Annotated in this window: 12 protein-coding genes and 1 pseudogene; 7 read left to right on the forward strand and 6 right to left on the reverse strand. The window is 41.9% G+C overall.

All coding sequences use genetic code 11. The features are described 5' to 3' along the window. Window positions 1-803 precede the first annotated feature (803 nt). The 7 genes and pseudogenes from K2Q13_RS11930 (at window position 804) to K2Q13_RS11960 (ending at window position 9418) form a co-directional block, all read left to right on the forward strand. On the forward strand, window positions 804-1976 hold the full coding sequence (locus K2Q13_RS11930; protein WP_292921368.1) for a DNA-binding response regulator: 1173 nt from the start codon (window positions 804-806) through the stop codon (window positions 1974-1976). Between the two features lie 367 nt (window positions 1977-2343). After that, window positions 2344-2686, forward strand: a pseudogene (locus K2Q13_RS11935) (YnfA family protein). A gap of 321 nt (window positions 2687-3007) precedes the next feature. Then, window positions 3008-3913 (forward strand): glycosyltransferase family 2 protein, encoded by a 906-nt coding sequence (locus K2Q13_RS11940; RefSeq protein WP_292921370.1) that lies wholly within the window; start codon window positions 3008-3010, stop codon window positions 3911-3913. Next, window positions 3910-4794, forward strand: a complete 885-nt coding sequence (locus K2Q13_RS11945; protein ID WP_292921371.1) for an NAD-dependent epimerase/dehydratase family protein — start codon at window positions 3910-3912, stop codon at window positions 4792-4794. Before K2Q13_RS11940 ends, K2Q13_RS11945 begins: the two co-directional genes overlap by 4 nt. A gap of 74 nt (window positions 4795-4868) precedes the next feature. Continuing rightward, complete coding sequence (locus tag K2Q13_RS11950; protein WP_292921372.1) at window positions 4869-6653, forward strand: type I secretion system permease/ATPase; 1785 nt, start codon at window positions 4869-4871, stop codon at window positions 6651-6653. Window positions 6654-6722: 69 nt separating this feature from the next. Continuing rightward, window positions 6723-8075, forward strand: coding sequence for an HlyD family type I secretion periplasmic adaptor subunit (locus K2Q13_RS11955; protein ID WP_292921373.1), 1353 nt, complete (start codon window positions 6723-6725; stop codon window positions 8073-8075). A 5-nt stretch (window positions 8076-8080) separates the two neighbouring features. Next, window positions 8081-9418, forward strand: a complete 1338-nt coding sequence (locus K2Q13_RS11960) for a TolC family outer membrane protein (protein WP_292921374.1) — start codon at window positions 8081-8083, stop codon at window positions 9416-9418. 35 nt (window positions 9419-9453) lie between these two features. Here K2Q13_RS11960 and K2Q13_RS11965 read toward each other — a convergent pair whose 3' ends face one another. From K2Q13_RS11965 to K2Q13_RS11990, 6 genes are all read right to left on the reverse strand, one after another. Next, window positions 9454-9927, reverse strand: a complete 474-nt coding sequence (locus tag K2Q13_RS11965) for a DUF5658 family protein (RefSeq protein WP_292921375.1) — start codon at window positions 9925-9927, stop codon at window positions 9454-9456. 324 nt (window positions 9928-10251) lie between these two features. Next, window positions 10252-11394, reverse strand: a complete 1143-nt coding sequence (gene bamC / locus K2Q13_RS11970; protein ID WP_292921392.1) for an outer membrane protein assembly factor BamC — start codon at window positions 11392-11394, stop codon at window positions 10252-10254. Window positions 11395-11412: 18 nt separating this feature from the next. Then, window positions 11413-12294, reverse strand: a complete 882-nt coding sequence (gene dapA / locus K2Q13_RS11975; protein WP_292921376.1) for a 4-hydroxy-tetrahydrodipicolinate synthase — start codon at window positions 12292-12294, stop codon at window positions 11413-11415. Between the two features lie 144 nt (window positions 12295-12438). Next, the gene (gene clpB, locus K2Q13_RS11980; RefSeq protein WP_292921378.1) at window positions 12439-15027 is read right to left on the reverse strand and encodes an ATP-dependent chaperone ClpB; all 2589 of its coding nucleotides are present in this window, start codon (window positions 15025-15027) and stop codon (window positions 12439-12441) included. A gap of 65 nt (window positions 15028-15092) precedes the next feature. Next, on the reverse strand, window positions 15093-17711 hold the full coding sequence (locus tag K2Q13_RS11985) for an EAL domain-containing protein (protein WP_292921379.1): 2619 nt from the start codon (window positions 17709-17711) through the stop codon (window positions 15093-15095). A gap of 268 nt (window positions 17712-17979) precedes the next feature. Further along, the gene (locus tag K2Q13_RS11990; RefSeq protein WP_292921380.1) at window positions 17980-19473 is read right to left on the reverse strand and encodes an FMN-binding glutamate synthase family protein; all 1494 of its coding nucleotides are present in this window, start codon (window positions 19471-19473) and stop codon (window positions 17980-17982) included. Window positions 19474-19485 lie beyond the last annotated feature (12 nt).

Consider the following 19485-nt stretch of genomic DNA (forward strand, 5'->3'; position numbering starts at 1 on the left):
CCGACAGTGTGAGCAAGAAAGACTTGGCTATCTATCACCAGCAGAATTTACCCAGCGATACTATGCAAATCTAGCTGTTGCTTAACTACATGGACTCCATTATTCACAGCACATATCACTTGCTGCAAACGTAATCTATAAACCACCGTTCGTTCTAAATTCGTTACGGAACTTAATTAGAATTCTCTTAAATTTGCTTATACAATAATAATCTCGATTATAAATTAATCATTCCAGTAAAGATTCTCAAATACCTCAATCACACCAACAGGAATGCCGCCGGTTGTGTGTTTTGTCAATCGGCGCAACTAGTAATTCTGGAAAATCGAATCTTCAAAGATTGAGAAAAAATTGTGATAAATATGATTATTACTTGTTCATATAAATTGATCAGAGCAATCTTACAAAACCATTGACATGGGATTATTTCCCACGTATAGTTCATTTATGTGTGGGAAATAATTACACAAAAATCTATCTGGAACAGCTGGGATTTATATCCGACATACTGAGCATGAAAACAGTCCTAAGGCATTTTTATCCCTCTCGATGCTTTTGGGCTGTTGATAGGTAATAAAAATTCAAGAAAAAATAAGTTGAAGATTAATTTATTTGTTCATTACTGAAACTTTTGTACTAACAAGTGGAATTAACATGCCGAGTGTGGAATGCTTTTTTCTCTTTTATAGGTTTTTTTATTAGGATGACAGGCATCTCACGTTCACATTCGTTTACACAGGTGGTTTGTCGTCATTGCAAATAAAAAATTGTAATGTCGTGGGACTCTTAAAAGGCAAAGATCAATGAATAAAAAAACAGAATCAGCATTGAAGAGAATTTCTCATAATAGAATAGAGGTTCCACGGGTATTAGTCTTGGTTCGTAATTATATTTCAGGTGGGAACTTGGAAAATATAATTAAAGGATGGGAATACGATATTATTGGTATATACAATTCAAATAAAACAGCTTCATTCAGAATAAAAATCGATAAACCAGATCTTATTCTGACAGACATGGAGCTTGATAACGGTGACGATCTCTGTTTAATACACCAGTTGAACCTTCCGATCGAAAATTCCAAACTTTGTATTTATTTTACACGCTATAGCACTGAATCAATCATTCAGCGCACTATGTCATTGGTTGCGATCTTGTGCAACCGAGCCCAAGAATGTGATAGTGAAAAAAACTATCCTAAGGCTGATTCTGACTTCAATCGATATGATGATGTTGATAAGTCGGTAAGGCTGGCAAAACAATTTTCTCTAAACCCAATCCGGGTATTTTTAGTTGACGATCAGCAAATAGTGCTCTGGGGATTGGAGAAATTGATCAATGACCAGAAACCGCAAATGGAAGTTGTTGGGACAGCGGCAAATATTTTTCTTGCTAAACGACTGGTCATGGAAAAACGACCGGATATTTTGATACTCAATATTTATTTGGGTGATATTAATTGCGTAAACTATATCTCTGAATTTGCCAATAACGGTGATACAAAAGTCGTAATTTTTTGCAGAACACGCGATCAAAAAGTCATTGACCAAGCAGTGATTGCAGGCGCGAGAGGCGTTGTGTGCCAGAAAGAATCTATCCAGACGATACTTAAAGTGATTGATAAGGTTCATAACGGAGAAGTGTGGTTTGATCGAGAGACAGCCAGTCGTGCTTTTCTACAAAACTTCCGCATGAGAAGGGTAGCTTCCCCTTCTATCGACACTAGAAAGGTTGGTGGGCTTACACGTAAGGAAAGCGAAATTGTTAATGTGTTCTCACAGGCTAGTGGTAGCGAACAGAACAAACAGATTGCAGCGCACTTACAGATGAGTGAATATACATTACGGAATCACTTGTCCGCAATTTTCAAGAAATTAGGCATAAATAATCGATTTAGCCTTTTCATGTATGCCAGACGTCATTTTCAACAATCGAGATCTTCTATAAAAAAACCATTCACTGATCAAGTATTTTAACCGCATAGTGAAAGGTTATGGAGCTGCAGAAAAATAGTCATCATGTCTAAAACTCGGCCGCAAGCGACCGAGTTTTTTATATGTCGGTGCATTTTCAGATCAAATATTAAGTTGTAATTAGTTTTATTTGTGTAGGATGATTTCAGCAGCTTTGCTTAAATGCTACTGTCAACGTGCAACAAGCGTTTCTTCGGGGCGCTTTCAGCAACACACCACTAAATTCTTCTAGTCGATTCATGAAATAAAACGATACTGTCTGGCATTATGGCGTTCTGCTTGATTCATGGTGTTCTTTTTGAGATCAAGTTACAATTATTTCCTAATCGTCACATCTCAGAAATGATTTGCCTTTATTGGGACAGGAGTAATGGAAATCATCAGAACGTTGAGTTTATTTGTAGTTACCGCTTTGGCCGGAGATAATTGGTTGTTATCTGCCATATCTCTGCTTGAAAGAAGGAAGGTCTCTTTGGCTGCTTTTCCCCGCAGCTATCAGCTTAGCATTTTTGTTTGGTTACTGACACTTCATCCTCAAGCTGCAGGACGTGTCTATGCGGCGTATGGCGGTATATATATTTGTGTGGCATTAGATGTGGTTGTGGGCGATAGATGCAATTCGTCCGGCTATCGCTGATTGGATTGGTGTAGGCATCTGTTTGGTTGGTGTAATTGTCATCATGTTTGGGAGGCAGTTTATTAAGCCTATCTAGTCGATATCAACCTTATGATATAACACGCTGCCTCAGTGTTTGGCATTGCCCATATACAAAAAATATTACCAAGAAAAATGTGCGTTAAAGAGCCTGGGAGTGATCATGGGTATTTTGATCCAAGCATTCAGAGGCCAGTTTATTCATTTTGTTTATGAAGTAAGAAGAATAAGATGCTGCTATATGTTAGCTGAAGGCGGTAAAATGATGGTGTTCGTACTTCATATATTGATAAATGTCTTTAAACCAACTACTCAGCTTCGAGCTTTTTTGCGATCTCTTTCATTACAGAGCGTGGAGCAAAACTGGAGTTAAAGCCAATTGAATTTCATTTGCAGCAAACCTGTAACAGTAGTCATCGTCAACTATAATAGTGGCTCGCTTCTGGTAAATTGTGTGCATGCAGTATTGCATCAGGTCCAGCAAATCGTCGTAGTTGATAATGCATCTTCGGATACGAGCTTAATTGAATTGGAAAATAAGCTTTCATCAAAAAAACTACACATTGTCCGTCTCCATAACAATGTAGGGTTCGCCGCAGGTTGCAATACTGGTCTTAATTTATCCACTGAGCCGCTTATTCTTTTCCTAAATCCTGATTGTATTTTGCAGGAAAATTCATTGCAGCGTATGGTTCAGATAATAGAGTCAGATGCCCATATCGGCATGGTCGGTGGTTTTTTGGTTAATCCTGATGGTTCCGAGCAAGGTGGCGGACGGAGAGCTATACCTACCCCTTGGCGTGCTTTTGTACGTGCTTTTGGGTTGTATCACTTGGAGAAATTCTGGCCACGCTTATTTTTTGATTTTCACCTGAATAACAAACCATTACCCCAAGTACCCATAGAAGTCGAAGCAATTTCAGGCGCATTGATGCTAGTAAAGCGTGAAGCTATTGATAAAGTGGGTCTGTGGGATGAAAATTATTTTTTACACTGCGAGGATTTAGATCTTTGCGTGCGATTCAGGCAAAAGAAATGGAGGATTATTTTCATACCCGACGCTCCGGTTGTCCATTTTCAAGGAGCCTGCAGCCGTTCCAGACCGTTTTTTGTTTCATGGCACAAACATAAAGGTATGCTACGGTTCTATCAAAAATTTTTTCAGCGACAGTACCCAAAGGCGCTAATGGGGCTGGTTTCTCTGGCGGTATGGTCTCGCTTTGGGATTGCTGTGATGTTCCTTTCCGCGCAATACTGTTATAAACTGTTGAAAATAAGAATATGAATGAACAGCATGTCGGGTTACTGGGTGCAACCAGTCTGGTGGGTCAATGCCTACTAAACCAATTATTACAAAACAATTATCGCATTACCGCCTTCTCACGTCGTTTGTTCACACAAAGTCATCCACAAATTATTTGGCGTCAGCTTGATACGACTGTTGATTTCAGTGATTCCATAGAAAATAGGATTATTCCTTTTTGGCTATGTGTCGCTCCCATCTGGATATTACCGGAACATTTTGATCTCTTATTGGCCTATGGCGCTCGTCGGATTGTTGTATTATCTTCCACCAGCCGTTTCACGAAAAATGCATCCACAGACACCAAGGAGCGAGAAATTGCAATGCAGCTGATCAAAAGCGAAGAGATGGTACAAGCATGGATGACTGCGCATAAAATAGAATGGATATTTTTGCGACCAACAATGATTTATGGGTATGGACGGGACAAAAATATTACTGAAATAATGAATTTTATTCATCGGTTTGGATTCTTTCCCCTGTTAGGATCAGCTCAGGGTTTGCGACAGCCAATTCATGCTGAAGATGTTGCGATCGCGTGTTATAAGGCGCTTAGCACTTTAAGTTTAGCAAATCGTTCCTATAATTTAGCGGGAGGAGAAACTTTAACGTACCGGGCAATGGTTAATTGCGTTTTTGCAGCATTGCATCAACCGCAGCGCACATTGACAATACCGCTATGGCTTTTTCAGATCGCCTCATGGGGAATCCGGTGGCTACCAAGTTATCGTTATTGGACGTCGGCAATGGCCGAAAGAATGAATCAGAATTTAAATTTTGATTGTTCAGATTTGCAACGGGATCTGAACTTTCTTCCTAGAGCATTCGTATTGACTGCAAAAGATTTACCTAGTCAAAAATAACCATCAACAACTATAATTGATTCAATAAATTGCATATTTATATTCGAGTAACACTCAATCATGGCGTTTTATAGATGAAATTTAAATTTCGAGCTCCGCAGAATGAAGTTGCGCAAGTACTAGTTAGCTTTAAGAAAGCTTTCAGAAACATTGGGGTATTCAGTGCGGTCATTAATATGCTCATGCTTATGCCAGCCATTTACATGTTGCAGCTTTATGACAGTGTTCTTACCAGTCGCAACGAAACAACTTTATTAATGTTAACGTTGATTATGCTAGGCGCTTATATTTTCATGGGCGCACTAGAATACATACGCAGCTTTGTATTAATCCGGGTCGGCGCACAGCTCGACATGAAATTGAATAAACGCGTCTATACTGCTGCCTTCGAAGAAAGCTTGAAGCAAGGTGATGGCAATGCTGGTCAAGCTTTGAAAGATCTGACAAATTTACGGCAATTTTTAACTGGCAATGCCTTATTCGCTTTTTTTGATGCACCGTGGTTTCCGATTTATTTACTCGTAATATTCATGTTCCATCCTGGTTTGGGCGTTTTTGCATTATGTGGTACGGTCATATTAATCACACTAGCTTACATCAATGAAAAAATATCACACAAGCCTTTAGCCGAGGCCAATTCGATGGCTATCGCTTCTACCAATGTAGCATCAAATAATCTGCGTAATGCTGAAGTAATTGAAGCCATGGGTATGTTGCCTAATATACAATCTCGCTGGTATAAATTACACAGTCGCTTTCTTAATTTACAAGCTGAAGCCAGTGAAAAAGCAGGCGTGATGACTGCATTATCTAAGTCTTTCACTGTGGCATTGCAGTCGCTCATGCTGGGATTAGGTGCGCTATTGGTTTTAGAGAATAGCATCACTCCCGGGATGATGATTGCTGGCTCGATACTATTAGGTAGAGCCATAGCGCCGGTTCAGTTATTGATCAGCGTGTGGAAGCAAATTGGGAGTACGCGTAGCGCTTATGAGCGCCTCACTCAGCTACTTGAACATAATCCGGCACGTGAAGCGGGGATGGCATTGCCAAAGCCAGCCGGTATCATTAATGTTGAAAGTGTTGCTGCAGCTCCACCTGGCGGAAAAGTGCCGGTTATTAAAGGTATCTCATTCTCTCTTAATGCTGGCGAGGTTCTCGGCGTTATTGGCCCCAGTGGGTCTGGAAAATCCACACTGGCTCGATTATTAGTTGGCGTATGGCCGGCCGCTTCGGGGAAAGTAAGATTGGATGGCGCGGATGTATATCTTTGGAACAAAGATGAGCTGGGTCCGCACATCGGGTATTTACCCCAAGATATTGAGCTATTTGCAGGCACGGTTTCAGAAAATATTGCGCGTTTTGGAGAAATTCATGCAGAGAAGGTTATTCTCGCAGCTAAACGAGCAGGTGTTCATGAAATGATTCTAAATATGCCTGAAGGCTACGATACGGTGCTTGGTGGCGGTGGCGCGGGACTCTCCGGCGGGCAAAAGCAACGCATTGGTTTAGCGCGTGCAATGTACGATGATCCTTCATTAATCGTTCTGGATGAGCCCAATTCAAATCTTGATGATGTGGGTGAGCAAGCGCTTCTGGCTGCCATCATCGATTTGCGTAAACGTGGGAAAACTATCGTCTTGATTACACACCGAACCAGTATTCTAGGCGCGACCAGCAAACTATTACTATTACAGGATGGCATGGTAAAAATGTTTGGCCCTACCAAAGAAGTAATCGAGGCTTTGACAAAACAACAGCAAACTCAACAGGCATTGCTGGCACAAAAGAAAGCTGAAAATCAGACCACTACTCAAGCACCACAAGCTACTGATGTAACTGACGCGGAAACTAGCTAAACTGAAAGATGTCGTTCCGTTCTATCATATATTGAGAATAAATACTTCGATCAACGAATAGGAATAAAAATGAAGCTTGTTGCTGAAGAAAAAGAATCAATTATTGAGAGTATTCCAGTAGTTGATCTATCCACGCAGGTTAAGACTGATGAAACGACTTATACCAGGCTCGGTTGGTGGATTGTCTTGGCTGGGTTTTGTGGATTTGTTCTATGGTCATCGATCGCCCCTTTAGATAAAGGAGTCCCTGTCATGGGAACCGTCACCGTGGCGAGTCATCTTCAGGCAGTGCAGCATCAGACTGGCGGTATTATTGATAAAATCTTGATTAGAGAAGGTGATCACGTAAAACTAGGGCAGATCCTGGTACGCATGAATGATGTGCAGATCAAAGCTCAAGCAGAAATAACCCGTAGTCAACTCTATGCAGCGCGTGCAATCGAAGCAAGGTTATTGGCAGAACGCGATGGGGCTAATGAAATCACCTTTCCGAATGAATTTGCTTCACAAAATGATTCGCGTATTGCTAATAATAATAGTATTCAAAATCAACTATTCTCATCGCGTAGACTTGCTTTGCAACATGAGATTGCTGCAATTGATGAAAATACTGCGGGTCTGAAATTACAGTTGCGGGGGTTGGAGTCATCAAGAGTCAGTAAAAACCAGCAACTTAAGTTCCTTGAAGAACAACTTTTCAGTTTACGCGATCTGGCCATGGATGGTTTTGTTCCCCGCAATCGTGTTCTGGAACTTGAGCGGAGTTATACGCAACTCACAGGAGAAATTTCTTCCGACATTGGGGATATTGGGCGTACGCAACGTCAGATTACGGAGCTTGAACAACGCCGCATTCACCGGTTGCAGGAATATCAGAAAGAGGTTAGACAAACATTGTCTGATGTGCAGCGGGAAGCTGAAGCATTAAGAAGCCGCCTGATTGGACAGGATTTTGAATTGGCGACATTAGAAGTTAAGGCGCCCGTTGATGGTATTGTTGTCGGCATGAATGTATTTACAGAAGGTGGTGTAATCGCCCCAGGATCTAAGTTGATGGATATTGTTCCAAGCGATGATATGCTGATTATTACGGGCCAGGTGCCTGTACATCTAATTGATAAAATTCATGTTGATCTTCCAGTAGATTTAATTTTTTCTGCGCTGAATCAAAAGAAAACGCCCAATATTCCTGGTACTGTTACCCAAGTGTCGGCAGATCGACTTGTTGATGCAAACAGCGGATTTCCATTTTATAGTATTAAAGCTAAAGTAACACCAGAAGGTATGAAGCAATTGGCCGATGAACAAATACGGGCAGGTATGCCGGTTGAAATATTTATTAAAACAGGTGAACGTTCACTTATGAATTATCTATTTAAACCAATTCTTGATCGCGTCCATTCCTCCCTAAGCGAAGAGTAGTTGCAATGATCGCTTTTTATCATAAGATCTTAATAATTATTTTTGTATTATTCTTCAATGCAACTAATTTAGCCCATGCTCTGAACCTCTTGGATGCTTATGAAGCGGCATTGCAGCATGACCCAATCTATCGCTCCGCTTTGCACGAAAATGAAGCAGGTCAGCAAGCCGAAATCATCGGGCGTGCCAGTTTGTTGCCAAGCTTAGCCGTAACGCATGCCCAAAACAAGAATTCAGGTACATTGGATACAGGTGCGGGTTCTCAGCCGCTGAATTTTGATGGACAAGTCAGTACGCTAACTTTGCGCCAGCCTTTATTCAATCTTGAAGCAATAGCTGGATATCAGCAAGGAAAAGCCAGGGCTGATTCTAGCCGTGCAAAATTTCTTGGGCATGGTCAGCAGCTTTTAGTTCGAGTCGTGGAAGCTTATGTTGAAACTTTGTTAGCACAAGATCGTGTAAGAATTGCTGAGACAGAGGTTGATGCCCTTGAAGAACTCAAACGCGTCAATGAGCGCATGCTGCAGAGAGGAGAGGGAACTACAACTGATGTTTTGGAAACACAATCTAAGTATTCGCTGGCACAAGCAAAAATAATTGAAGCAAAAGATGAGCTAGAAATTGCACAACTTAAGCTGGAAGCATTGATAGGGCAAAAAATAACACAGTTGGTTCGTTTAAATGATACTTTTAGCTCTCAGACAATACAGCTTCCGGATGGCTATGACACTTGGCAAGCTTTGGCGCTCGAACAAAACGCTGAGTTGGTGACGCAACGTCATAATGTTGTTTCGGGCAAAGAAGAAATTAAGAAAAACCATGCTGGTCATTTACCCCGCGTTGATTTAGTTGCCAGTCTACAAAAAAATAAGAGAGGTTCTTTTGTTACGCAAGGTTTGGATGCGGAATTTGGAACGATCGGAATTGAAGTTAATATGCCTATCTATTCAGGAGGGCGTGTAAATGCTCTCACCGCACAAGCAGTTGCGAATCACGCTCGCGCTGAGGCTGAGTTAGACGCAGCAACCCTCCAGGTGTTGGTCGAGCTTCGCAAGCAATACAATCTGTTAATGAGTAGCGTCAAAAGGATTGAGTCCTTGGAAATGGCAGTGAAATCAGCTGAACTGCTTGTGGAAGCAACACAAAAAAGTATTCGTGGGGGTATTCGTATTAATTTGAATCTTTTGGACGCTCAGCAGCAATTACACACAGCTCGACGTGATCTTGCTCAAGCAAGATATAACTACTTGTTGGCATATCTTCGGCTGCAACAAGCTGCCGGTACATTAGCACTTGATGATTTGAGGAAAGTAGCCAGCTATTTCACATCGAAACGAAATTAATTTTTCCAATGACAATTCTGATACCAATGATGAATTCAATAAAATTCTGCAAGCTTCAGTAAATATAATTCATAACCAATCAATACTGTGTAACCGGAAAGAATCAAATACTTGATATGCCACACACGTATTTTTTCAGTAAGTCGTACATTATGATGAATAATCAGCAATATCAGCGCCATTGATGTAAGTGCCAGCTTAAAGCTGATAAATTTTTGCGTGCTATCTTCAATCAGTTGTGCCATAACCCAATTCAGTTCTTCTCCACCTCTAGCTAGAATATTGAGTGTAAAGAAAGCATCTAGCACACCTAAGAATAAAATGGCAACCATACAAACCATCAAATGCCCAGGATAGCGATCTACATATTCCGGCATTCCTTTTTGAGGAACTCTACGTTCACCTAGCCTTCTTCCGATTTTAATTCCCAAGTGATAGGTGCAAATGAAAGGTACGGTTCGGCGACGATTCTGATTTCTAATGTTTGGAATTGAGATTACTTTGGTCATGAAATACTCCCTTTCCTTTTTAGTTATAAATAACGAGGGAAATTTATTTTTATGTTCGTAAGATAGCAGTTAATTTTGTTTTTTTCCACAGGTTTCAGAAAAAAATTACGTTTTGAGGGTTGCTGTCAAGTGTCCCTTGCGATATGAAATAAGTCTGAGAGGTTTGCATATTGTGAATTGCTCAACATGTGAGGTATAGAGATCGGACATGGACGAAGCAAAACTGGAAGCGGTGACATCGGCTAAAGCGCTCTCGAAAGGAACGTATAAAATTGCGTTTATATTTTCAAGGTGGAGCGCGGTAGTTTTTTCTGGCCGGAGGCTTCATTTTAGCTGCTCATGCAACAGTTTTAGGATGCGGCTGGATGTGGCGGAGTTAACGGTTGATCCGTCATCACTTAAGAAAGTTACTTTGCATGTGTTGGCTCCAGTGTTATGAACCTGTATACGAAATTTTGCGGCTTTGGCAGCATCCTTGTCGTCACTACGCCAGAACATTATATTTGATAAAATCCCTTTATCGTCGCCTTTCTTCTTGCTGTCTACATCGGGATCGACATAGCGCACAAAATAAATGCCTTCTTCACGATTGCGATCTTCAACGGTAAAACCAATTCGATCAAGTGCCAAACCAACACGTCGCCAGGATCGGTCAAATGCCTCATTGATAACCAGGGTTGTTCCTTCTTGGTCGATGTAAGCACGTTCAACAGAAGTATTATTTTTGCTAGTAGCTAATTCCAGTTTAGCCTTTTGCTCCTCAACGCCGAAGCGCATCATTAAACGCGAGAGCATTTCAGCTTCGAGATCAGGATCGGCCGGGCGTGGTTGCCAGATGGTGCGATTGAGAGGGCCGCTTTGCAATACTTCGATCATACCGCGGTGGCTGATATATACTTCCGTATTACCTATCTCGTTTCGCTCCAGGCGGGTACGAAATTTATCGCGCTCAGCGGTGGAATAAATGCTATCGAGAACAGTGGAAAGTACAGAGCGTATAATATCTTGCGGAATCTTGGCTCGATTCTCTGCCCAATCTGTTTCCATAATTCCAGCCTCTGGAACTTCTGTTTTGATCAGGAAACCAAGTTCTTGCCAAAATTCTTTAATTACCGGCCATACAGTTTCAGGCGATTGGGGAATAACTAGCCAGCGCTGTGTTCCTGAGCGTTCAATATGCACATCCTGAAAAGATGATGGTAGTAAAGAAGATGAACTGGTGTTTTGCCGCTCGCCCCGTTCGTTGCTATAGCTGGAAAATGTTGTGCTTCCAGGTGAACTCAGTTCTGGAATCGAATAGCGCTCATCAATGTCAGGTTGAACCAAGTCAGGAGGTACATCCAGAGCGGGTGCTTTGCCGGCCGATTTGTAATCAATATTCTTGGTTTCAGGAAACATATTGCAACCTATGCTTGTCATTGAGAGCATTAGTATCAGGCACGGCAAGGTTATTTTTCGCCACTTCATGGTTGACATTTTACCTCTTTAAGTCGTGTGGATATCCGCCAGCTGCATTGCTTCGCGTATAAGCTGATGGTATTGAGCAGATAATGGTGTTAGTGGCAAACGAATTCCAGAATTTATCAATCCCATTTGTGTAGCGGCCCATTTCACAGGAATGGGGTTGGCTTCGACAAATAAGTCTGTATGCAAGCGCAGAAGCTTATTATTTAACGACCTCGCAGTATTTATCTCTCCCGAAAGCGCGGCAATGCACATCTCATGCATCATTCTGGGAGCCACATTTGCGGTAACTGAAATAACGCCATGTCCCCCTAACAGCAATAATGCTAATGCGCTAATATCATCGCCACTATAAATGAAAAATTCGGGAGGTGCGCGTAACAATAGATCACAACCTCGTCCGATATTGCCTGTTGCATCTTTAATACCAACAATATTAGGAATCGGTGCTAGACGAAGTGCGGTATCGTTATGAATATCAGCTACGGTTCTTCCAGGGACATTGTATAGAATATGCGGGATATCAACTGCCTCAGCAATTGTTTTAAAGTGCTGATATAGCCCTTCCTGGGTGGGTTTGTTGTAATAAGGAGCAACCGAGAGGCAGGCATCCACCCCTGAATTCTTAGCAAAAATGGATAGATCAATAGCCTCACGTGTTGAGTTTGCACCAGTTCCTGCTATCACCGGTATTCGTCCTGCGACATGATCTACCGCTGTGCGCATTAACAGGTGGTGTTCATCAAAATCCACTGTTGGAGATTCACCTGTGGTGCCAACTATCACAACGCCATCTGTACCCTGGTTTATATGAAAATCCAGAAGAGAACGGAAACGATCTAAATCTAGTCCACCCTCTTCATCCATGGGGGTGACGATAGCAACCAAGCTACCTTTAAACATGACAATCTATCCAATAAAAAGGCTTATTTTACCTCAAACTAATATTGTTTAATTAGTTTCACTATGTGTTCCAGCATATTTTATCTTTACTTACATGCGTTCTGAATTAGAGGTAATGCCCAACTAGATTGGCATGCTGTAAGATTATTCATGCTTTTTGGTAAAGCTGATAATGCCGTCGCTGTAGTCGGCTTGAATTGTGTCTTTTGCAACAAATTTACCCTCCAGAATTTCTTTGGCAAGCGGATTCTCAATTTGTGTTTGGATAGCTCGTTTTAAAGGACGCGCACCAAATACCGGATCGAACCCTGCTTGAGAAAGGGCGGTGAGCGCTGCTTCACTAACTTGTAATTGCATTTCCATTTTGGCCAATCTTGCTTCAAGATAATGCAACTGTATTCGGGCAATTGATTGAATGTGTTTTTCATCCAAAGCATGAAATACTACCACTTCATCAATGCGATTAATAAATTCAGGACGAAAATATATTTTTACTTCATTCATGACAGCCTGCTTGATGGCAGAGTACTCATTTCCTGACATTTCCTGAATCATCTGTGATCCCAAATTGGATGTCATGACGATGACTGTATTTTTGAAATCGACAGTGCGTCCCTGACCATCAGTCATTCGTCCATCGTCCAATACTTGCAGCAACACATTAAATACATCCGGGTGCGCTTTTTCGACTTCATCCAGCAAAATAACCGCATAAGGCTTTCTGCGCACAAGCTCGGTTAAGTAACCGCCTTCTTCATAGCCGACATAGCCTGGTGGGGCCCCAATCAGTCGGGCGACCGAATGTTTCTCCATGAATTCAGACATATCGACGCGGATTAAATGATCCTCGGAATCAAACAGAAAACCAGCAAGTGCTTTGCATAGTTCTGTTTTTCCTACCCCGGTTGGCCCCAGGAACAAGAACGATCCATAAGGACGGTTGGGATCGGCCAGTCCGGCGCGGGAGCGCCTGATCGCGTCTGAAACTAGGCGTACAGCTTCATCCTGACCAACAACCCGATCATGTAGCTTGTGTTCCATCAGAAGCAACTTTTCACGTTCACCCTGCATCATTTTTGATACAGGAATACCGGTAGCGCGAGACACAACTTCTGCGATTTCTTCGGCACCCACTTGGGTGCGTAATAATTTAGGCGCGGGTGCAGAATTTGATTCATTTCCTGCTGTTTGTTGCAATTGGGCTTCTAATTGCGGCAGTTGGCCATACTGCAACTCTGAAACCTTCTGCCAATCTCCTTTACGAGTTGCGGCTTCTATTTCCAACTTGAGTTTTTCCATTGTTTCCTTGATTTGCTGAGAACCTAACACTTGGAATTTCTCGGTTTTCCAGATTTCAGCTAAATCAGTATACTCGCGTTCCTTCTGCTTGATTTCTTCTTCCAAAAGTTGAAGTCGTTTTTGTGATGCTTCATCTTTTTCTTTTTTAATCGCTTCACGTTCAATTTTAAGTTGTATCAAGCGGCGATCCAGTTTATCCAACACCTCAGGCTTAGAATCAATCTCCATGCGAATTCTCGCCGCAGCTTCGTCAATTAGATCAATAGCTTTGTCAGGCAGGAAACGGTCGGTAATATAGCGATTGGATAATTCTGCAGCAGCAACAATGGCGGGGTCAGTAATGTCTACACCGTGATGTACTTCGTATTTTTCTTGTAAGCCGCGCAATATTGCAATGGTGGCCTCCACAGTGGGTTCTTCTACCAGGACCTTCTGGAAGCGCCGTTCTAGCGCAGCATCTTTTTCAATGTATTTACGGTACTCATTGAGTGTTGTTGCGCCAACGCAATGTAATTCTCCGCGTGCTAAGGCCGGTTTCAACATATTGCCTGCATCCATTGCGCCTTCAGCTTTGCCGGCACCCACCATCGTATGCAGTTCATCGATGAATACAATCGTTTTGCCTTCGTCTTGCGCAAGTTCTTTCAGCACGGATTTGAGGCGCTCTTCAAATTCACCGCGGTATTTTGCGCCTGCCAGTAACGCAGCCATATCTAGACTGAGAACACGCTTGTCTTTCAAGCTTTCAGGTACTTCACCATTGATAATGCGTTGCGCCAAGCCTTCAACGATCGCAGTTTTGCCCACTCCAGGCTCACCAATCAGAACGGGATTGTTTTTGGTGCGTCGTTGCAAGACTTGGATTGCTCGACGAATTTCATCATCACGTCCTATCACTGGATCCAGTTTGCCTTGACGCGCACGTTCAGTAAGATCCAGGGTATATTTTTTTAATGCTTCACGACTACCTTCGGCTTCAGCACTACCGATCTGTTCACCACCTCGTACGGCATTAATCGCTTTTTCCAAGGCTGTGGTGTTGGCGCCAAACTGTTTTAACAATGCCCCTATTTCTCCTTTATCCTGCAAGACTGCCAAAAGAAACATTTCAGAGGCAATAAACTGATCGTTGCGTTTTTGTGCATCTTTATCAGCTAAGTTGAGTAGATTATTCAAACTACGGGAAATATTGACTTCGCCACCTGAATTCTCAATTTTGGGCAAGCGAGAAATGTTTTGCTTGATACTTTCCAGCAATGGAGCGGTATTAACGCCGGAGCGTTGCAGTAGAGAACGCGTACTGCCATCTTCTTGTTGCAATAATGCCAGCAGCAGGTGTTGCGGTTCTATATTTGGATTGTCCTGCCCAATAGCGATGCTCTGCGCATCAGCAAATGCTTGTTGGAATTTAGTGGTCAGTTTGTCAAAGCGCATAAAATTCTCCCGTTATAGGTTGTTGATGCCTAAGTGGGGGAGAGGTGTGAATTTTCAAGAGCAGGTTATTTCGCTGAACCGATAGCTCGAATCTTGTTCGAGTGAGCTACTGAGTTCATTAGCATAAGCTCAATTTCAGAGACAGTAACTGGTTTGCTGAAGTAATAGCCTTGATAGTGATTGCACTTTTGTGTCACTAGAAAATTTAATTGTTCCTCAATTTCTATACCCTCCGCGATAACTTCCATTTCCAGGCTATGTGCCATTGCAATTATTGCGGCGACAATGGTTCGGTCATTTTTGTCGGTTACAAGGTCACGCACAAATGAGCGATCTATTTTAAGTGTGTGAATGGGGAATTGTTTTAGATAACTGAGGCTCGAGTAGCCAGTGCCGAAATCATCAATCGAGATGTGTAGACCCATTGCATGGAGACGATTGAGTGTTTCCACTACCTTTTCGATATTATCAATCAGCATGCTTTCAGTTATTTCCAAGGCGATATATTCGGCTTTAACTCCGGTTTCGCTTAGTATGCGTGAGATATTATTAATTAAATCCTTGTCACGGAATTGCCGCGCAGACAGGTTAATGGCAACTCTGGGTACATAGAAACCTTGATCTTGCCAGGCTTTTATTTGCATGCAGACTGTCTTTAGTACCCATTCACCAATTGGAATAATCAATCCTGTTTCTTCTGCCAAGTTAATAAATTTATCGGGAGTAATCAGTTTCTGCTCAGGATGTCGCCAGCGCAATAGTGCTTCAACGCCATATAAATTATGATTGGGCATATCCATGACAGGTTGATAGTATAAAAGCAATTCATTTCGTTCCAATGCATAACGTAAATCAAGGCTGAGGATATGTCTTTCGTATGCTGACTTATTTAGCTCATCGGTGAAAAATTGATAATTATTGCGTCCATTTTTCTTGGCATGATACATGGCGACATCGCTGTTCTTAAGCAGTATTTCCGCATTGACACCATCATCAGGAAAAACCGCAATGCCTATACTGCCATTAATATGTAACTCGTTGTTATGGATATGGAATGATTGCATCAGTGAGTCCAGAATTTTCTGAGCCACTTTAGCGGCATCCAGTGACTCGGCGATAGAATTTAGCACTACAATAAATTCATCGCCTCCCTGACGGGCAACTGTATCTTCGTTGCGAATACAAAACTTTAGTCTATCTGCGACGGCTTTTAATAGTAAATCCCCAATTTCATGACCGAGTGAATCATTGATAGTTTTGAAATGATCTAGATCAATAAATAGTACTGCCATTTGTCGTTGTAGGCGCATATCATAAGCCAATGCCTGCTGGATGCGATCCTGAAGCAAATGCCGATTGGGTAAACCCGTTAATGCATCATGGGTTGCCATTTTAATGATGCGCTTTTCAGCTTCCTTGCGCTCATACCATCGGCCTAGGTCATGTGCAATGGTGTCTATTAGATTTTGCTGATAAGTTAGTGTCGATGTGGAGCTGCTAATATATGCTACTTGCAGCAAACCGCACTGTTGTCCACCAGATACGATGGCTGCAGTTATACAATTGGGTAAGTTCTCTTGATAATTAGGAGTGAAGTATTGTTTTTCTTGAAGCTTAATCATGGCGACAGTCAATTCTTGAAATTCAAAAACCGGCAACAAAGATTTTAAAATATTTTTGCAAGTTTCTTCCGTGCCTTGATTCAGATCCAGATTGTTTCTGATTTTCTGTAAGCAGGTGCTCTCATTCAAGCGTTCTTTTAGATACAATTCTTTTTGACCAATAATTCTTTGAATTAGCGGGAAAGTAAGCCAGTTTATTATTGCAATCCCAAAGAACAAGATTAGTGCCATATAAAATATGATTGTTCTGAGTTGGACTGCTGTGTAATTGTTTAACTCATCTTTATTTATTTTGAGAACGGCACCAAGACCATAGGCAATGGGAGTATATGTAGCGACAACTTCGATTTGCCGATAATCTTTAGTAAATATAATGCCAGATTGACCTTCTAATGCAAAATGTACCGGAAGCGGCTCATTATTTATAATACGCTGCATACGTTTAAATTTGTCATCGTTAACGGTACGTAGAAAGCAATCCATTTCAAGATCATTGCCTTTGATAGGCGCGCAAAGTAGAAAATCGCCGGTATTACCGATGAGGGCTGCCTCTGTAAAGACCCTAGTGAGATCAGGCATACGTTCTTCTGTGATGACACGACCAATAGGTTCGCTGTATTCATTTATAAGCTGAATCGAATTTCGTACAATGAAGCCGTGATTCCAGAATAAAATTGTGTTGATATCCGATTCTGTATTCAATTTCACAGCAAGTTTCCCCTGTTTGGAGAGGTTGCCTGCACCTAAAATCAAATTATCATTAGTGTCATAGAACTCGATACCTGAGAAGTGAGTGGATAGTATTTTTTTTGCTGATTGTGTAAGCCCTTCAATACCTTCTTTTTGGGAGTTATCAGAATAAAACTTTTCCAAGCTTTGTGTGAGAAAGATACGAGTTGATATTGCTTTCGTATTAGCTATGGAGTGTGTGATTTGTTTTTCAATATGTTTGGCCTTATTTTCTAATGCAACTTCAAGACCTGAAATAGCCATTGTTTCGATTTTTCGTTGCATCACGTTATACACAGTAAGACTCGTCAGCAGGATAAGCATAATCATCATTAAGCTACTGACTAAGAGTATCCTTTTGTTATCTTGATTGATGAGGAAACGAAGCATTATGTTTTGTGTGTTAGATGCAATTATGAAAAATTTGAACCTACATTAGGCATGTATTATCGGCAATCGGATACTATGCTGAAATATATAGCTAAGGGGGTTTTCTCCCTTAATTCTTAGAATGGTGCAGTATCGTGGATTTTCTCAATTGTCGCTGACTTTGAGAAAGTGGGGAGATAGTTTAATAAATATGAGGTAGTTATTGGATCAATTAGCCCAAATTTGTTTCTTTAAGCACTTCGGGATAGGGGTAAAGAATGTTTAGAGCCACGCTTTTTCCAGCAGTCTCAACGATACGAACATGCTCTCGTTTAAACTGCCGAGCGTGGTGTAAGCCGCATGAATGGGCGATCATGTTGATTTCTTTATTGACATTCCTGGCATAATTTGCAACCCGCAGATATTTTTCTTCCACCACCAATCCATTCTGTAAACGTTCATCATGTGTTGTGACGCCGGTAGGGCAAGTATTGAGATGGCAGCGCATAGCTTGAATGCAACCTAATGAAAACATAAAACCACGTGCTGTATTGATAAAATCTGCTCCAGCGCAGAGTGCCCACGCACCCTCTGCAGAGGTTACCAATTTCCCGGCAGCCACAATATAAATACGATTTCTCAATCCGGATTGCAACAAGGCGTCCACTACGCGCGGTAAGGCTTCCGAGATTGGTAGACTCACGTGATCCATTAGTGTTTGTGGAGCCGCACCGCTTCCCCCCTCCCCGCCGTCAATAGTGAGAAAATCCGGTGCGTATTCCAAACCGCGTCGGTTAATGCTATCGCATAATTCATTGATGAAATTCCATCCACCGATTGCTGTTTTAATGCCCACTGGTCGTCCAGTCAGTTCCCGGATAAAATGGATCTTATCGAGCAGTTCGTCAATGTTGTTGATATCTTTGTGACGATTCGGACTGATCGAATTCTCATTTTCGGAGATGCCACGGATTGCAGCAATCTCACTATGTACTTTATTGGCAGGCAACAATCCCCCTTTGCCGGGCTTGGCGCCTTGTGAAAGCTTAATCTCAAATGCTTTCACAACCTTGCTCAATTCTTTTGCACGTAGCGGTGAAAAATTACCATGCTCGTCTCTTATGCCATATTTGGCGGTGCCGATTTGCATGATCAAATCACAGGCACCTTCGAGGTGATATGGAGATAGTCCACCTTCACCGGTATTCAACCAGCAACCAGCCTGTGCGGCACCTAGTGATAAAGCGCGTACTGCTGGTTTGGAAATGGCGCCGTAGCTCATTCCACTAATATTGATGATAGATTTGGCTTCGAATGGTTGCTCGCAATAACCTTTGCCTATATTCAGTGAAGGCGTTGGTAATTGATCTTCTTCTTGAATTGGGAAGGCGGCATTGACAAAGATAACCGAGCCCGGTTGACGCAAGTCATTGGTGGAACCAAATCCAACTAGGCTACCTTTGTTCTTGGCATTTTTGTAAATCCAGCCACGTGTGGCACGATTAAATGGTAGCTCATCGCGATCATTAGCAAAGAAATATTGCCGAAAGTATTTACCTTGTCGTTCGAAAATGTACCGCAATCGACCAATAACTGGAAAATTTCGTAGCACAGAATGTTTTTTCTGCGTGACATCTTCAATAAACCAAAATACGACCATGCCGATGGCGGCAATACCTAACATCGTGGCGATACTGTAGATGATTAAGTCAATTGCGCCGGACATACTGTTTCCTTA

Origin of the sequence: Nitrosomonas sp., assembly GCF_019752095.1 — a bacterium.
Lineage (GTDB): Bacteria > Pseudomonadota > Gammaproteobacteria > Burkholderiales > Nitrosomonadaceae > Nitrosomonas.